This window comes from Actinomadura barringtoniae (assembly GCF_017573505.1).
Lineage (GTDB): Bacteria > Actinomycetota > Actinomycetes > Streptosporangiales > Streptosporangiaceae > Spirillospora > Spirillospora barringtoniae.
Genome location: NZ_JAGEOJ010000025.1, coordinates 63398 through 78934, shown reverse-complemented (window position 1 = coordinate 78934; position 15537 = coordinate 63398). Strand labels below are relative to the sequence as shown.

Sequence of the window (15537 nt, the reverse complement as noted above, 5' to 3'; positions counted from 1 at the left end):
GTTCCCTTCCACCCTCCCGTAACCGCGATGCGAACCCCTCGCCGATCTCGGTACCCTTGCCCTGCGGGTCGTTAGCTCAATTGGCAGAGCTCCGGACTTTTAATCCGTAGGTTGTGGGTTCGAGTCCCACACGACCCACCCACCTGACCTGGGCGTTCGCGAAACTTCGCGAGCGCCCAGCGGTTTGCGGGGATCTTGATTCGGTGAAGGGCGGGACGCGAGACGGCCGCCGCTGTGATCATGCGAGGGTGCCAGAGCCCAATGATCACGCGATGTCGCTCGCGCCGCGCTGGACCCGGCTGCTGATGGTGGTCTTGGCAGCGGCCTCCGCAGGCGCGGCTTACGGCATCCGCGCGGCCATGGACGGGCCCATCGAGCAGTACTCGGGCGCCGCCCTGTCCGGGGTCATCGTCTACACGATCGTGATCTTCATCAGGCCGCAGATCTCCCCGCTGCCCGCCGGCATCGGCGTGATCGCGTACTGCTGGTTCATCGAGTTCTCCCAGCTCACACCAGTACCTGCGGCGCTGTCTGAACGCAGCTGGCTCGCGCGCCAGCTGCTAGGCGCGCAGTTCGACCTCGTTGACGTCGCCTGGTACCCCGTCGGCGTCATCCCCCTGGTCGCCGCGCACTGGCTCCTCCGCACCCGCGCACAGCCGACACCCGTCAACGATCCGGTGGAACACGCGTAGTCTGCGGGCCTATGTCGATCTTGGACGTGCTGCGTGGCGACGCCGATGCCGGAGATCTGGACGCCGCGCTTGAGCTGGGTCGGCTGCTGTGCCTGCTGCCCTTCGACCCTGTCGAAGGCCCACAGCACAGCCGGCCAGAAGAACGCTGGCTGCGTACCGTCGTCGGAGCTCGCCCGGAGGATCGACTGGCGGCCAACCTGCTGGCCGGCTGCTTGACCCGGCAGATCAACTACGTGCGGGACAGCCGGCCGGGCGACAGGGACGCGCTCACCTCCAGGAGGCTCGAAGCCGAGCGACTGTACGCGCGTGTCCTTGAAGCCCACCCGGACGATCCCACCGCCCGAGCCGGACTGGCCAGGCTCGACAACCTGTTCACCAACGACCTGCCGACCGCCCCGGCGGGCGAGCACGGCTACTACCTGGCCGAGTGCGAGTTCGTCTCTGGATCCGGCGGCACTATCATCAGCTTCGTCCACGCGGACGCGGCCGAACTGCGCTGGGCACTGGACCTCTGGCTTCAATTGGTCGGCGACGAGATGGGGGACGGCGAAGACGGCGGGCTGGGCACCGACAGTTTCACCCTCACCACCATCGCCGGAGGGCGGGCGGTGGACACGCTCGACCTCGACGCGCACATGGACGGCCTGCGCATCGATTGGGGAACGCTCTCGATCCCGCCGGTGCCCGCTCCGCCCCTGCCGCCGGGGCATCCCGGCCGGTTCGAAGAACTCGACCACGACCACGGATACAGCGAGACAGGGGCATGAGCTGGTCTGATCGGCCTCGCCCTGGCCGCCGAGCCGTTCGCGCAGCCGGTACCGCGCCACCTCGGCCTTGCGATGACCGGCGATGAGCCTGGTCACTATGCCGTACAGCCATGGCAGGGCGCCGGTGCGCGCCAGGTCGTACCGCCGCCGCTTGCGAAATGCGATCAGGAACGTCTCGGCCATCAGATCGTCGGCCGCGTCCGTGCCGAGCCGCCTCGCTAGGTAGCGGTGGATCGCGGGCGTGCCGGTCGTACAGCAGGCTGAACGCGTCGGGCTCCTCCAGGGAGCGCCGAATGATCGCGGCGTCATCGTCTGCCAGCTCCTCTGGGAGGCGGTTGAGCCCAGCAGCGATGTCGGTCACCTCGTGCGGTCTCTCATCGGGCCTCCTGATGGCGCACCGGCGTTCAAGGGTCACCCCCTATCCCACTGAGGCCTCGAAAAGGTTCCCAGCCCGGCATCAGGTTCGGCCGGGGTCCGCTCCAGGGCTGTTGCGGCGCTCGGCCATCGCGATGCGGCGCCAGGCCTCCTCCCAGGCGATGAGGTCATCGTCATCGCCTCCGCAGCCCTCGATGTAGGCGAGGACAAGATCCAGGCTGGGCAGATTGGTGCGCTTGGGGACCTCGGACAGGGTGGAATGGACGTAGCGCTTGTCGATCGCCTTTTCCATGTTGCGGTAGCTTCTGCGCCCCTTCCAGGTCCGGAAGGCCGGCAGCAATGCGAGCAACTCGGCCCTGTTCTTCGCGGTGGCGGGGTCGGGCTTGGTCGTCGCGGCGTCCGCGAGGTCTGTCTCTTCCTTGTGCTCCTCGGCCACGTCGTCCTGGCGCTCCCCGGTGGACTCGTCGTCCTCGGGGGCTTGATCGCCTGTCGAGGTGGTGTCCTCCGGGCCTGACGCGAGCTGTCCCGGAGCGATGTCTTGGCGCGAGAAATCGTGGAACAGCTCGCGGGCCTTGTCGATGAAGGCCTGAGAGGCGCCGCAGTCGGTGAGGACGCCGTTGATGGAGTACCAGCGGAACCCGAACTCGACCTCGCCGCGCTGCAGCTCGGCCGTCTTGTCGGGGTGCAGGTCCCAGCGGCGCTGGGCATGCTCTGTGATCTCTTCCGGAGACAGGGGGGTGAGCAGGAAGACCACGAGCAGGAGCTGCCGGAGTTGTGCGGCCGGCTCGGCCGGACGACTCAGGTCCAGGAACCGCTCCAGCCTGGCGGCACTGATGGCGGGCTGTGCGGCTTGAAGCTTGCGCGACCACAGCGTGAACGAGGGGCGGGAGAAGATCGGCATCTCGCGACCCCTGCTCAGTGCCAAGGGATGAGGTGTGGCCGGCCCGGCTCCCGCGCAGGCCAGGGCACATCAATGGCGATGATGGTCATGCTGTTCCTTCCATAGAGGACCTGGCGACTGGACATCCGGAGATGTCTGTTCAATGCCGGACACGAGGGTCCAGACATGGCTCCTCCGATTACCGGTCGGGGAGCCACGTGCATCATGGCCGACAGGAACGCCACATGCCGGACCTTTCAGTGGATGAATAGCTAGTCGGACGAAACCGAACACACAGCGACACAAGATCGTGTTCAGTGGTGTGGCGTCCGGGCGCGTCGTTATCTTGACCGCGAGATGTCTCCAAATTTTGTTTTTGTGTCATGTGACGCGGACACCCGGACCGGGGATGCTTTAACCCGAGAGGTGCCAAGACTGGACCGCCTCTCCGGAGAAACGGAACGGCGCTGGCCGGGCGACCCTGTTACCGGCGGGGCCGGCCCCGTCCGTTCCATGCGAGAGCCCGTCGGGGGCCTGGCTCCCGGCGGGCTCTTCGAACGTTTCCGAACACGCTCATCACATTGATCCCCGAACAGCGTCTCGGCAGATCACGTACGGTGCCGGCTTCCGGAATCGTCGTGATCCGTTGTGCTTCGGTGTCGATCCTGCGCGCCTCGCCCCGACCGGGACATGGTGTGGCGGTACCAGCGAGGACGTCGTCAACGAAGACGACCTCATCGACCCCGGGCCGACAATGATCAGGCCCCCGTCCAGGGCAGGCATCATGTACGAACGCACTCCTTCCCCCATCCCGGCACCGTTGCTGCCCGGAGCGTTGCAAGGCCAGTTCTCCCTGCATGACGGACTGAGCGCATCACTGCACTGCGGTCTTCTGGCCATCGACATCGTCGGGTTCGGCGGGCGGCCCACGAGCCTTCACGCGCATCTGCGCGAAGCCCTCAACACGTTGGTGACCACGTCACTGGCGACCGTCGGGATCCCGCCGACCGCCTGCAAGCAGGAGGACCGCGGCGATGCCGTCTTCGTCATCCTGCCTCCGGGGATCAGCCCGGAGCTCCTGCTCGGCCCGTTCCCCGATCGCCTGCGGCGCGGGCTGCGCCGCCACAACCGGCTCGCCGCCGCCGGCGCCCGGTTCCAGGTCCGCGCCGCCGTCAACGCCGGGTTCGTCTGGGCGGACGAACGCGGGATCCTCGGCGGCCCGGCCATCGAGCTCTTCCGGCTGCTGGACGCCGCGCAGTTCAAGGCCGTCCTGGCCGACCAGCGCGCCGACGTCGGTCTCATCACCACCGAGCGTCTCTACACCGAGCTCATCGTCGACGGCCCGGACCTGATCGATCCGGACACCTACCAGCCCCTCGACGTCAGCACCAAGGAGTATCGCGGGCCTGCCCGCATCTGGCTTCCGCCCCAGGTCCCCAGTCTTCTCTCTCCGCCTGCGCAGCTGAACGCCGGCCATACCTCGGCAACGGTCCCTGCCGCCACCGGCTTCGGTGCGCGAGCCTTGACGTGAGTGCGGCGGCTCGGGTCCGTTCAGCCTTGTGGCTTCTTGCCGACCGCGCAGAATTCGTCGACGGCCTCGCCTGCGGGGCCGTCGGGGCGCCAGCGGGTGAGCGGGCCGAGGCCGGGGTCGAGGAGTTCGAGTCCGCCGAAGAAGCCTTCGATCATCTCCGGGCTGCGGACGACCATGGGGACCGAGCCGCCCTCGTTCCAGACGCGTACGGCCTCGTCGGTGCGCGCGCCGTGGACGGCGTTGGTCGTGTGGGTCAGCGCGAGGTAGCTGCCCGGCGGCAGGGCGTCCACCAGGTGCTTCATGATGGCCGCGGCCTCGTCGTCATCGCTGATGAAGATCAGGACTCCGAGCATGGTGATCGCGATCGGGCGGGTGAAGTCCAGGGTCCTGGCCGCCTCGGTCACGATCCGCTCGGGGTCGCGCAGGTCGGAGTCGATGTAGTCGGTCGCGCCCTCGGGGGTGCTGGTGAGCAGGGCGCGGGCGTGCACGAGGACGAGCGGGTCGTTGTCCACGTAGACGATGCGCGACTCGGGCGCGATCCGCTGGGCGACCTCGTGGGTGTTGTCGGCCGTCGGCAGGCCGGTGCCGATGTCGAGGAACTGCCGTACGCCCGCCTCACCGGCCAGATGGCGGACGACGCGGCCGAGAAAGGCGCGCTGTTGCCGGGCCAGATCGACGATCTCCGGATATACGGCGAGGGTCTGGTCGCCGATCTCCCGGTCGATGGGGTAGTTGTCCTTACCGCCCAGCCAGTAATTCCAGATCCGGGCGGGATGCGCCGTGCCGGTGTCGATCGCCGGAGGTCGCGCGTCGCCAGGCTTTTCGTCGCTCAAGGGAACCCCTCCCGGGCGAAGATGGCCGTGCCTTTGCCCGCCATCCTCCGGCACGAATACCGCGCGTTCAATGAGGGTTCAATCGGTGACAACATCCGGCCTTATGGGCGAAGCAGATGTGGCCCGGCCCCGGCTGGGACAGACTGATCGGTTAAACCCACGAAGGCTCGAGGACACCTCTGATGTTCATACCTGCGCGTGGCGCACCGCAGGCGCGATGGCGACTGGCCCACTTGAGCGAGGCCGCGACGCCGAGCCAGGTCTTCATGTACCACCCGCCCAGGTCTCCTGCGGCCTACCGCCAAATAGTGCTCTACAACACCGCGGGCAAGAAGCCCGTCCATGCCGGTCGCCTTGTCTGGCAACTGTGCGAACGATGCCGACAGGGATCGGTATATGAAATCTCGGTCGGTAAGGGGACGCGCCTGGACCATTTCGGCAGGCGTGCGATCAAGAGGGCTCTGCGCGACGGACCCTCGTTCACCTGGAGCATGACTCAGGAGACCGCTGCGATCGAGACCCTTCGGGAAGTCGCGGCCGACCTGGGCGTCGCCTTCGCCGCGGACCTGGACGGCTGCCGTCACATCCGGGCAGGTCGCGACGGGGATCCGAGCGATCCCGAGAGCTGGGACGGGCCACGGCCGCGCTTGGAACGCGAGATATAGCCCTCGATGCCGGCCCGGTCTCCCGGATGGGCGCGCCGAACGAGGAAAAGTGCACGAACCATAATCGCGAATGGCGATCAATGGCCGATTCACCTGCAGAAATGCGCGTTCCCGGATGGCGTGAACGATCCGGATGCGTCGCGGGACGCGTGATCCACCGATATCCCGGGTCCGTGACGGCTACGCTCTTGCTAGCGCGTCTCTGGTGCACGCACTTGCCTTTGTGGGGTATTACCCGCCGGTAGGGGGAGTGCCGATTCCGAGACGTCGCGATGGAACGGCCCCGTACCCAGAGAATCCACATCCCAGGCGGTACGGGGCCGTTTCGCGTCGAGATCGCTCCCGAACGCCGCGTTTCGACGCTATCAAAGCAACCCCATTCCGATCGGATGATCAATGGACGTCGCCGCACTCCAGGACGAGCACAGTGCATCTGCACGTGCAGCAGCCCCCGGGCCACGTCAAGCGGTCGCGCCGGGGGCGCCGTGGGAGCGCGGGCGTTCGTCGGAGCGGATGAATCACCCCGGGTCGGCTTGTCGTGGCCGACGAAGCTGCGGGGTCGTCGGCTGACCTACCTTCCCGGCATCACCGATTCGATGCCTCGGAGGTGGGAGTCCACATGAGGACGTTGGACGAGCTCAACGGCATGGTCACGGGACGACCGCGGACCGGACGTCGGATCGCCGGCCGGGCTCTGCCCCAGGTCCTGCCCCGGCGCCTGCCCCAGGTCCTGCCCCGGCCCCTGTCTCGGCCCCTGTCTCGGCCCCTGTCTCGGGCCCTGTCTCGGCCCCTGTCTCGGGCCCTGCCCCGGGTCCTGCCGCTCGTGGCGGGGACCGCGCTGGTGGTCGGCGGGTGCGGGGGCGCGTCCGGTACGGCGGGCGGCGGGAACGGGAAGCCGGCGGACGGCAAGACGTTCACCATGGCGATCGCGTCCGACCCGGGAAGCCTCGACCCGGCGCGGACGCTGCTGTCGGTCGCGATCGGCGTCGGCAAGTTCCTGTACGACCCGCTGGTCCACCTCGACGACAAGGGGCAGCCCGTCGCGGGGCTCGCGCAGACCTGGCAGGCGACGGCACAGAAGGCCACCTTCACGCTGCGCGCGGGCATCACGTGCTCGGACGGGTCGCCGCTGACCGCCGGCGATGTGGCCGCGAACATCAACTACGTCGGCGATCCCAAGAACAAGTCGCCGCTGGCCGGGGTGATGATCATGCCCGGCACGGCGGCGAAGGGGGACGACGCGGCGCGGACGGTGACGCTGACCAGCGGCGCGCCCGACCCGTTCCTGCTGCGGAACGCGGGGTCGGTGCCGATCGTGTGCGGGAAGGGGCTGGCGGACCGCAAGTCGCTGGCCGGGGGCGGCAACGGGACCGGCATGTTCACCATCACCGAGGCCGTCGCGAACGACCACTACACGCTGACCCGCCGCAAGGACTACACGTGGGGCCCTGCCTCGGGCGACCAGAAGGGGCTGCCGGACAAGGTCAAGATCCGGGTCATCCCGAACGAGTCCACGGCGGCCAACCTGCTGCTGTCCGGCGAGCTCAACGAGGCCTCGGTGCTGGGCCCTGAGCAGCAGCGATTGAACGCGCGCAAGCTGTTCCACGCCGACATGCAGGCGCCGGTCGGCGAGATGTTCTTCAACCAGAACGCGGGCCGCCCGGGCGCGGACGAGAAGGTGCGGCGGGCGCTCGTGCAGGGGCTGGATCTGACGGCCCTCGGGAAGGTCCTCACCAATGGGACCGGGAAGCCCTCGCAGGGCATGGTCACGCTCGAACCGCGGGCCTGCACCGGCGACTCGGTGACCGGGAACCTGCCGGCGCAGGACCTCGCGGCGGCCAAGGCCGGGCTGGACTCGGCGGGCTGGGTCGCCGGTTCGGACGGTGTCCGGGCCAAGGGCGGCAAGAAGCTGAAGCTGAGCGTCCTGTACGGCACACAGCTCGGCCCGACGATGGCCTCCGGCGCCGAGCTCGTACAGAAGGCCTGGAAGGACCTCGGGGTCGACGTCAGCTTCAAGCCGGTCGACAGCCCCGCGCTGAACAGCACGCTCTTCGGGTCCGGTGACTGGGACGTCTCCATGGGCCCGGTCGGGGTCACCGCCCCCAACCAGCTCGTCCCCCTGATGTCCGGGACGACGCCGCCCAAGGGCGTGAACTTCGCCGGGATCCACAACACCGAGTACGAGTCGCTGGTCAAGACCGCCTCGGGCGAGGTGGGCACGGCCGGGTGCCCGCAGTGGCAGCAGGCCGAGACGGCGCTGGTGAAGCGGCTCGACGCGGTGCCCTACTACAACGCCACGAAGCCGTTCTTCGGCCAGGGCGCGCGTTTCCGGGTGAGCCAGGACGCGATCGTCCCGTCGTCGATCCGCATGTACGCCTAGCGGGAGGAACGTGATGTCGGCGATCGGGGTGGGCGAACGGCAGCCGGTGACCCGCATGCGCGGCGGGGTGCCGGGCGGTCGCTGGGGTCGGTTCGGGGTACGGCGGGCCGGGCGGTTCGTGGCCTCGTTGCTGCTGCTCGTCACGGCCGCGTTCCTGATGATCCATCTGATGCCGGGTGATCCGGTGCGCGCGGCGCTCGGGCCGACCGCACCGGAGCAGATGGTGGCGGCGCGGCGGGAGGCGCTCGGGCTCAACCTCCCGCTGTGGGAGCAGTATCTGCGCTACCTCGGGCGCCTGTTCACCGGTGACCTCGGAACGTCCACGATCAGCGATCTGCCGGTGTCGCAGGTCATCGGCGACCGGCTGCCGGGAACGTTGCAACTGGCCGTGCTGGCCTTCGTCGTGGCGCTCGGGGTGGCGATCCCGCTGGGAACGGTGATGGCCGCTTTGACGCGCGGCGGCCGCAGGCGCGGCGCCGAGCTCGCGTTCACCTCCTCGAGCGTGCTGCTGGCGGCCATCCCGGAGTTCCTGCTGGCCGTGCTGCTGACGTACGTGTTCGCGGTACGGCTGGCGTGGTTCCCGGTCGCGGGTCGCGGCGGACCCGGCTCGTACGTCCTGCCCGTACTGGCTCTGGCGGCAGGGCCCGCGGCGGTCCTCGCCCGGATCGGACGGGTGGAGATGCTCTCGGTGCTGGGCGACGACTACGTGCGCACGGCCCGCGCGAAGCGGCTGCCCGCGCGGCTGATCTACATGCGGCACGCGCTGCCGAACGCCCTGACCGCGACGCTCACCGTCGGCGGACTGCTGCTCTCGGCGCTGGTCGCCGGGACAGTGCTGGTCGAGAACGTTTTCGCCTGGCCCGGACTCGGATCGACGATCGTGCAGTCCATCCGGCAGAAGGACTACCCGGTCGTACAGGGCGTCGTCCTCGTCTACGGCGTCGGCGTGCTGGCGGTGAACCTCCTGGTCGACGTGCTGCTTGCGGTGCTCGACCCGCGATCCACGATCAGGGAGGACTGATGGCCAACGCCAAGGCCAACGCGCAGGCCGACACCAAGGCCAGGACCAGTACCAAGCGCGGAGCCAGGTGGATCGCGGTCGCTCGTACGCCCGTGGGCGCCTGCGCCGGAGTGTTGCTGCTCGTGGTGGCGGCCCTGGCGATCCTGGCGCCGATCCTGTGGGGAGACAAGGCGTCCGCCGTCGACACCGGCGCGATCCTTCAGGGCCCGTCCGACACCCATCTGCTGGGCACCGACAGCCTGGGCCGCGACGTCTTCTACCGCGTTCTGGTAGCCACCCGCCTGTCCCTGCTGCTGGCGGTGACGGCCACCGCGATCGGCGTGAGCCTGGGCGTGGTGCTGGGCGCGGCGCCCTCCGTACTGCCGCGCCGGGCCGGACGGCTGGTCACGGCCGGGGTGAACGTCGCGGTCGCGTTCCCCGGGCTCCTGCTGGCGCTGTTCTTCGCGGTGATCTTCGGGGTGGGTACGACTGGGGCCGTGGCAGCGATCGGGCTCGCGATGGCGCCGTCGTTCGCGCGGCTCACGCAGACGCTGGCCGCCGGGGTGGCGGGCAAGGACTACGTGGCGGCGGCGCGGGTCGCGGGCGTCGGCCGGATGCGCCTGCTGGTCCGCCACATCCTGCCGAACGTCGCGGAGCCACTGGCCGTCAACGCCACCATCGCCGCCGGTACGTCGCTGCTGGCCTTCGCGGGGCTCTCGTTCCTGGGCCTCGGCGTACAGGCGCCCGACTACGACTGGGGCCGCCTCCTCGGCGAGGGCCTCGACCGCATCTACATGACTCCGGGGCCTGCGCTGGCCCCCTGCGCGGCCGTGGTCATCACCGGCCTGGCGTTCAACCTCTTCGGCGAGGCCGCCGCGGCCGTGCTCGGGTTGCGCACCCTCTCGCCCCGGATCGGCGGCGCTTCCCGCCGCGTTCCGCCACCACCCACGCAAAAGCCGGACACCGTGACGGACGCACGTGACGGGAATGAGCCGGTGCTGGCGGTCGAGAATCTCCGGGTGGCGTTCCCCGGCCGTTCGGGCCGGACTACGCCTGTACGCGGGATCAGCTTCTCCGTGCGGGCGGGCGAGGCGGTCGGCGTCGTGGGCGAGTCCGGCTCGGGCAAGAGCCTGACCGCGATGGCCGTCTCCCGGCTGATCGAGTCGCCGGGCCGGGTGACCGCCGACCGGCTGGACTTCACCGGCACGCCGCTGCTGCACACGCCCGAACGAGAGTTGCGCGCGCTGCTCGGCACCTCGCTGGCCATGGTCTTCCAGGACCCGATGACCTCGTTCAACCCAGTCAAAAGCGTCGGCCGGCAGCTCGCCGAGGTCGCCGAACAGCACCGGGACCTGCCGCGTCGCGCGGCGTTCGCGCGGGCCGTGGACCGGCTGCGCGCCGTCTGGGTGCCCGCTCCCGGACGCCGCGCCAGGCAGTACCCGCACGAGTTCTCCGGCGGCATGCGGCAGCGCGCGATGATCGGCATGGGGCTGATGGGCGAGCCCAAGCTGATCGTCGCGGACGAGCCGACGACCGCGCTCGACGTGACCGTTCAGCGGCAGGTGCTGCGCCTGCTCGCCGAGGTGCGCGCGAACGCGGACGCCGCCGTCCTGCTGATCAGCCACGACGTCACGGTGATCGCCCAGAACTGCGACCGGGTCCTGGTGATGTACGCCGGGCGGATCGTCGAGGAACTGCCCGCCGAGGGCCTCTACGACAACGCCCGCCACCCCTACACGCGGGCGCTGCTGGCCGCCGTTCCGGACCTGGACACCGATCTGGACCGGCCGCTCGCCACGATTCCCGGCCGCCCGCCGACGCCGGACCGCGTTCCGGCGGGCTGCGCGTTCGCCCCGCGCTGCCCTCGGGCGGAGGAACGTTGCCGCGAGACGGACCCGGAGCCGGTCACGCAGGGAAACGGCCACCGGGTCGCATGCTGGAACCCGGTCACGATCACCGAAGAGACGGCGCTGGCCGATGAGGCCCGCGCGGGCGGCACGGTTGCAGGAGGAACGGCATGAGCGACCTGGTCTTCGAGTCGGTGAGCGTGCACTACGGCCACCGCCGCCACGGCCTCACCGCCGTGAACCACGCCGACCTGGTCGTGCCGTCGGGCGAGGTGGTCGGGCTGGTCGGGGAATCGGGCTCGGGCAAGTCGACCCTGGCCCGCGCCGCGGTCGGCCTCGCCCCGCTCAGCTCGGGCCGCATCATGCTCGGCGGAACGGACGTACGGCGGCTGCGGCGCCGGGAACGCCCCCTGCAGATGGTCTTCCAGGACCCGTACTCCTCACTCGATCCACGGATGAGCGTCGGGGACTCGATCGCCGAGGCGATGCCCCGCGAAGGTGGCCGGAGCAGCAGGTCCGAGCGGCGAGCCGAGGTGGCTCGCCTGCTGGAGCAGGTCAACCTGGATCCGGGCAGCGCGGCACTGCTGCCCGGAGAGCTGTCCGGCGGGCAGCGCCAGCGGATCGCGCTCGCCAGGGCCCTCGCCGGGCGGCCGGAGGTCGTCATCGCCGACGAGATCACCTCGGCCCTCGACGCCTCCGTTCAGGGCGCCGTGCTCAATCTGGTCCGCGAGACGCAACGGCGGCTTCGGCTGTCGATGCTGTTCATCTCGCACAACCTGGCCGTCGTCCGCTACCTCAGCGACCACATCGCCGTGATGTACCTCGGCAGGATCGTCGAGGCGGGCCGTACCGAAGAGGTCCTCGCCGACCCGCGCCACCCGTACACCCGCGACCTGCTCGCGGCCGTGCCCGGACGGGACAGCGGTCCGCCCACAGCGGACCCGGCCCCGGTAGCCGAAGCCGCAGATCCTCATCATCCGCCGCCCGGCTGCGGCTATCACCCGCGCTGCCCCGCCGGGCCGATGGTCCACAGCGACCGCACCATCTGCCGCACCAGCGATCCGGCCGAGGACGCCGCCTCGCGACCGCACCGATCCGCCTGCCACTTCGCCGCGGATCTTCCGTCCCGACACCCACGAGGAGACAGCGCATCGTGACGCGACGCATGGGCATCGAAGACCTTTACGACATCGCGCTGCCGGAGCAGCCGTCCCTGGCCCCGGACGGCTCGCGCGTCGTGTACGTGCTGCGCACCGCCGATCGCGAGAACGACCGCGACCACCGCTCCCTGTGGACCGTCCCAACAAGCAAGGACGGCGGAGACGGCGGAGCGGCACGGCGCCTCACGAACGGCCCGGCGGACACGGCCCCCGCCTGGTCGCCGGACGGCCGGTGGATCGCGTTCCTGCGCGGCGGTGGCGGCCCGGCTCAGCTGTGGCTGCTGCCCGCGGACGGCGGCGAGGCCGAGCAGGTGACGGACCTGCCGCTCGGCGCGGGCGCCCCTGTGTGGAGCCCGGACAGCACCGCCATCGCCTTCACGGCCCCTCGCGACAACGACGGCGGGGACGGCGAGGACGGCGGGGACGGCGGGGACGGCGGGGACGGCGGGGACGGCGAGAAGCGCCGGCGGCCCGAAGGATCCCCGATCGTGGCGGACCGGCTCGGCTACAAGGTCGACGGGCAAGGGCTGCTCGACTCGGTGCGCGGTCAGGTGCACGTTCTGGACCTCGACGGCCGTACGGTCCGGCAGGTCACGCACGGCGACGATCACGCGGGCGGCCCCGCGTGGTCGCCCGACGGCCGCGACCTCGCGTTCCCCGCAGCGCACGGCCCCGATGCCGACCTGACGATGCGTTCCGCCGCCTACGTCGTGAACGCCACGACGCCGGGAGCCGTGCCGCGCCAGATCAGCAGCGGTACGGGCATGGCGTTCACCGTCGGCTGGACCCACGACGGCACCGCCCTGCTGGTCGTCGGCCGCCAGGACACCGAGGTCGGCCACATGAGCCTGCTGCGCGTTCCGCTGGACGGCGGCGCGGCCGCGGCGGAGCCGGTCGACCTCACCGCCGCGACCGACCGCAACGTGATGCCCGGCGGCCCCGGCTACCCGGGCGCGCTGCCTCAGCTGGCGGGCGACGGGAACACGATCGTCTTCTGCTTGCGCGACCGCGGCTGCACCCACCTCTACGCGATCGACGGCGAGGCCGAACCGCGACTGCTGGCCGGCGGCGCCGACCGCGTGGTCTCCGGCATGTCCGTCGACAACACCACGGCCGCGATCGTGCTGTCCTCCCCCACCTCGTACGGCGAGATCGCGACGGTCGATCTCACCACGGGCGACGAGCGGGTGCTCACCGAGCACGGCGCGGTCCTAACAGACGTCGAGCTCTTCACCGCGCAGGAGCGGGAGTTCTCCGTCTCCGACGGCGCCACCGTGCACGGCTGGCTGCTGCGCGACCCGGCCCAGTCCGGCCTGGCCCCGCTGCTGCTCGACGTCCACGGCGGCCCGCACAACGCCTGGAACGGTTCGGCCGACGCGGCGCACCTCTACCACCAGGCGCTGGTCGCACGCGGCTGGTCGATACTGCTGCTCAACCCGCGCGGCAGCGACGGCTATGGCGAGGCGTTCTTCACCGGTGTGCGCGGCGCGTGGGGCGCGGCCGACGCCGGTGACCTGCTGGAGCCACTGGACGATCTGGTCGCCGAGGGCATCGCCGATCCGCAGCGGCTGGCGCTCGCCGGGTACAGCTACGGCGGCTTCATGACCTGCTACCTGACCGGCCACGACGACAGGTTCGCCGCGGCCGTCGCGGGCGGGGTGGTGTCCGACCTGACCAGCATGGCGGGCACGTCCGACGAGGCCCATTTCCTGGGCTTCGGTGAGCTGGGCGGGCCGCCGTGGCAGGACCGCGCCCGCTACGCGGCGCTCTCCCCGTACTCCCGGGTGGAGAACGTCCGCACGCCGACGCTGATCCTGCACGGCGGCGCCGACGAGCGCTGTCCGGTCGGGCAGGCAGAGCAGTGGTTCACCGCCCTGCGCGAACGAGGCGTGCCGACCCGGCTGGTGCTCTACCCGGGCGGATCCCACCTCTTCCTCCTCGACGGCGTTCCCTCGCATCGCGTCGACCTGTCCCGCCGCGTCGTCGACTGGGTGGAGCGCTACGCGCCCGAGCCCGGACGTCCCGTACGGCCCGTCGCGCTGGACGCCGGGCACTGGCGGCGCCGGCTCGCCGAGCTGGCCGAACGCCACCGCGTGCCCGGCGCCGTCCTCGGCATCTCGCACGGCGACGACGTCGCTCAGGCGGCCTACGGCGTGCTCAACAAGGCCACCGGCGTCGAGACCACCGAGGACTCGCTCTACCAGATCGGATCGATCACCAAGGTCTGGACCGCGACGCTGGTGATGCAGCTGGTCGACGAGGGGCTCCTGGACCTCGACGCGCCGATCATCGATGTCCTTCCGACGCTGCGGCTGTCGGATCCGGACATCGCCAAGAAGGTGACCATGCGGCACCTGCTCACCCACACCAGTGGCGTGGACGGCGACGTGTTCACCGACACCGGCCGGGGCGACGACTGCCTGGAACGCTACGTCGAGCAGCTCGACGAGGTGCCGCAGAACCATCCGCTCGGCGCGACGTTCTCGTACTGCAACTCGGGGTTCGTGCTGGCCGGGCGGGTCATCGAGAAGCTCACGGGCATGAGCTGGGACCGCGCTCTGCAGGAACGGCTGGGCGCGTGCCTGAGCCTGACGCACACGACCACGCTGCCCGAGGAGGCCCTGCGTTTTCGCGCCGCGATGGGCCATATCGCGCAGGGCGAGGAAGACCCGGTCCCGGCTCCGGCCTGGGGTCTGCCTCGTTCCTCCGGACCGGCCGGGCTGATCACCGCGTCGGCGGCCGACGTGCTGGCGTTCGCGCGCATGCACCTGGCCGGGGGCGTCGCAGCGGACGGTACGCGCGTGCTGTCGGCGGGGTCGGCGAGCGCGATGGCGGCCAAGCACGTGGACCTGCCCGACGTGCACTCCCTCGGCGACTCGTGGGGGCTCGGCTGGATCCGTTTCGGCTGGAACGGGCACCGGCTGATCGGGCATGACGGTAACACGCTCGGCCAATCGGCGTTCCTGCGCGTACTGCCCGAGCACGATCTGGCCGTCACGCTGCTCACCAACGGCGGGAACGCCCACGACCTGTACGTGGACCTGTTCCGGGAGATCTTCGCCGAGCTCGCCGGGGTCACGATGCCCGAGCCGCTCGCGCCGCCGGAGGTCCCCGTGGAGGTGGATCTCGACGGCCACCTGGGCACCTATGAACGCGCCGGAGCGCGGATCGAGATCCTGCCAGGCGAGGGCGAGGAGGGGCCGAGGCTGCGGCAGACGATGACCGGGCCGCTCGCCGCCATGGTCCCCGACCCCGTTCAGGAGTTCGACCTGGTGCCGGTCGCCGACGACCTGTTCGTCGTCCGGCCGCCGGGCGGCGTCTCGTGGATGCCGGTGACGTTCTACGCGTTGCCGACGGGCGAGCCCTACGTGCACTTCGGCGTGCGCGCGACCCCGAAGGTGTCCTGA

General features: G+C 70.3%; 11 protein-coding genes, 1 tRNA gene and 1 pseudogene. 10 read left to right on the top strand and 3 right to left on the bottom strand.

The annotated features are described in order from the left end of the window. Positions 1-65: 65 nt before the first annotated feature. The 3 genes from J4573_RS44715 (at position 66) to J4573_RS44705 (ending at position 1459) form a co-directional block, all read left to right on the top strand. Positions 66-138 (top strand) — tRNA-Lys (locus J4573_RS44715). A 110-nt stretch (positions 139-248) separates the two neighbouring features. Then, entirely contained in the window at positions 249-692 is a 444-nt protein-coding gene (locus J4573_RS44710) for a ribosomal maturation YjgA family protein (RefSeq protein ID WP_208262457.1), read from the top strand. An 11-nt stretch (positions 693-703) separates the two neighbouring features. Further along, on the top strand, positions 704-1459 hold the full coding sequence (locus tag J4573_RS44705; protein WP_208262456.1) for a hypothetical protein: 756 nt from the start codon (positions 704-706) through the stop codon (positions 1457-1459). A gap of 132 nt (positions 1460-1591) precedes the next feature. Here the strand turns inward: J4573_RS44705 and J4573_RS54835 are convergent. Then, a pseudogene (locus tag J4573_RS54835) lies at positions 1592-1642 on the bottom strand (hypothetical protein); the annotation flags it as partial. A gap of 274 nt (positions 1643-1916) precedes the next feature. Beyond that, positions 1917-2735 carry a hypothetical protein gene (locus J4573_RS44695; RefSeq protein WP_208262455.1) on the bottom strand — a complete coding sequence of 273 codons (819 nt, stop codon included), beginning with the start codon at positions 2733-2735 and terminating at the stop codon, positions 1917-1919. Between the two features lie 763 nt (positions 2736-3498). Between J4573_RS44695 and J4573_RS44690 the strand changes: the two genes are divergently transcribed. After that, positions 3499-4245: a hypothetical protein gene (locus J4573_RS44690; RefSeq protein ID WP_208262454.1), complete on the top strand. Its 747-nt coding sequence runs from the start codon at positions 3499-3501 to the stop codon at positions 4243-4245. Between the two features lie 20 nt (positions 4246-4265). Here J4573_RS44690 and J4573_RS44685 read toward each other — a convergent pair whose 3' ends face one another. Continuing rightward, complete coding sequence (locus J4573_RS44685) at positions 4266-5078, bottom strand: SAM-dependent methyltransferase (protein WP_208262453.1); 813 nt, start codon at positions 5076-5078, stop codon at positions 4266-4268. 233 nt (positions 5079-5311) lie between these two features. Between J4573_RS44685 and J4573_RS44680 the strand changes: the two genes are divergently transcribed. From J4573_RS44680 to J4573_RS44655, 6 genes are all read left to right on the top strand, one after another. Continuing rightward, positions 5312-5743 carry a hypothetical protein gene (locus J4573_RS44680; RefSeq protein WP_208262452.1) on the top strand — a complete coding sequence of 144 codons (432 nt, stop codon included), beginning with the start codon at positions 5312-5314 and terminating at the stop codon, positions 5741-5743. Between the two features lie 823 nt (positions 5744-6566). Then, positions 6567-8123 carry an ABC transporter substrate-binding protein gene (locus tag J4573_RS44675; protein ID WP_307797425.1) on the top strand — a complete coding sequence of 519 codons (1557 nt, stop codon included), beginning with the start codon at positions 6567-6569 and terminating at the stop codon, positions 8121-8123. 13 nt (positions 8124-8136) lie between these two features. Continuing rightward, positions 8137-9144, top strand: a complete 1008-nt coding sequence (locus J4573_RS44670) for an ABC transporter permease (RefSeq protein WP_208262451.1) — start codon at positions 8137-8139, stop codon at positions 9142-9144. Next, a complete protein-coding gene (locus J4573_RS44665; protein ID WP_208262450.1) occupies positions 9144-11144 on the top strand; it encodes a dipeptide/oligopeptide/nickel ABC transporter permease/ATP-binding protein in 2001 nt (666 codons plus the stop codon). Before J4573_RS44670 ends, J4573_RS44665 begins: the two co-directional genes overlap by 1 nt. After that, positions 11141-12127, top strand: coding sequence for an ABC transporter ATP-binding protein (locus J4573_RS44660; protein WP_208262449.1), 987 nt, complete (start codon positions 11141-11143; stop codon positions 12125-12127). Before J4573_RS44665 ends, J4573_RS44660 begins: the two co-directional genes overlap by 4 nt. Beyond that, entirely contained in the window at positions 12124-15537 is a 3414-nt protein-coding gene (locus tag J4573_RS44655; protein WP_307797424.1) for a serine hydrolase, read from the top strand. Before J4573_RS44660 ends, J4573_RS44655 begins: the two co-directional genes overlap by 4 nt.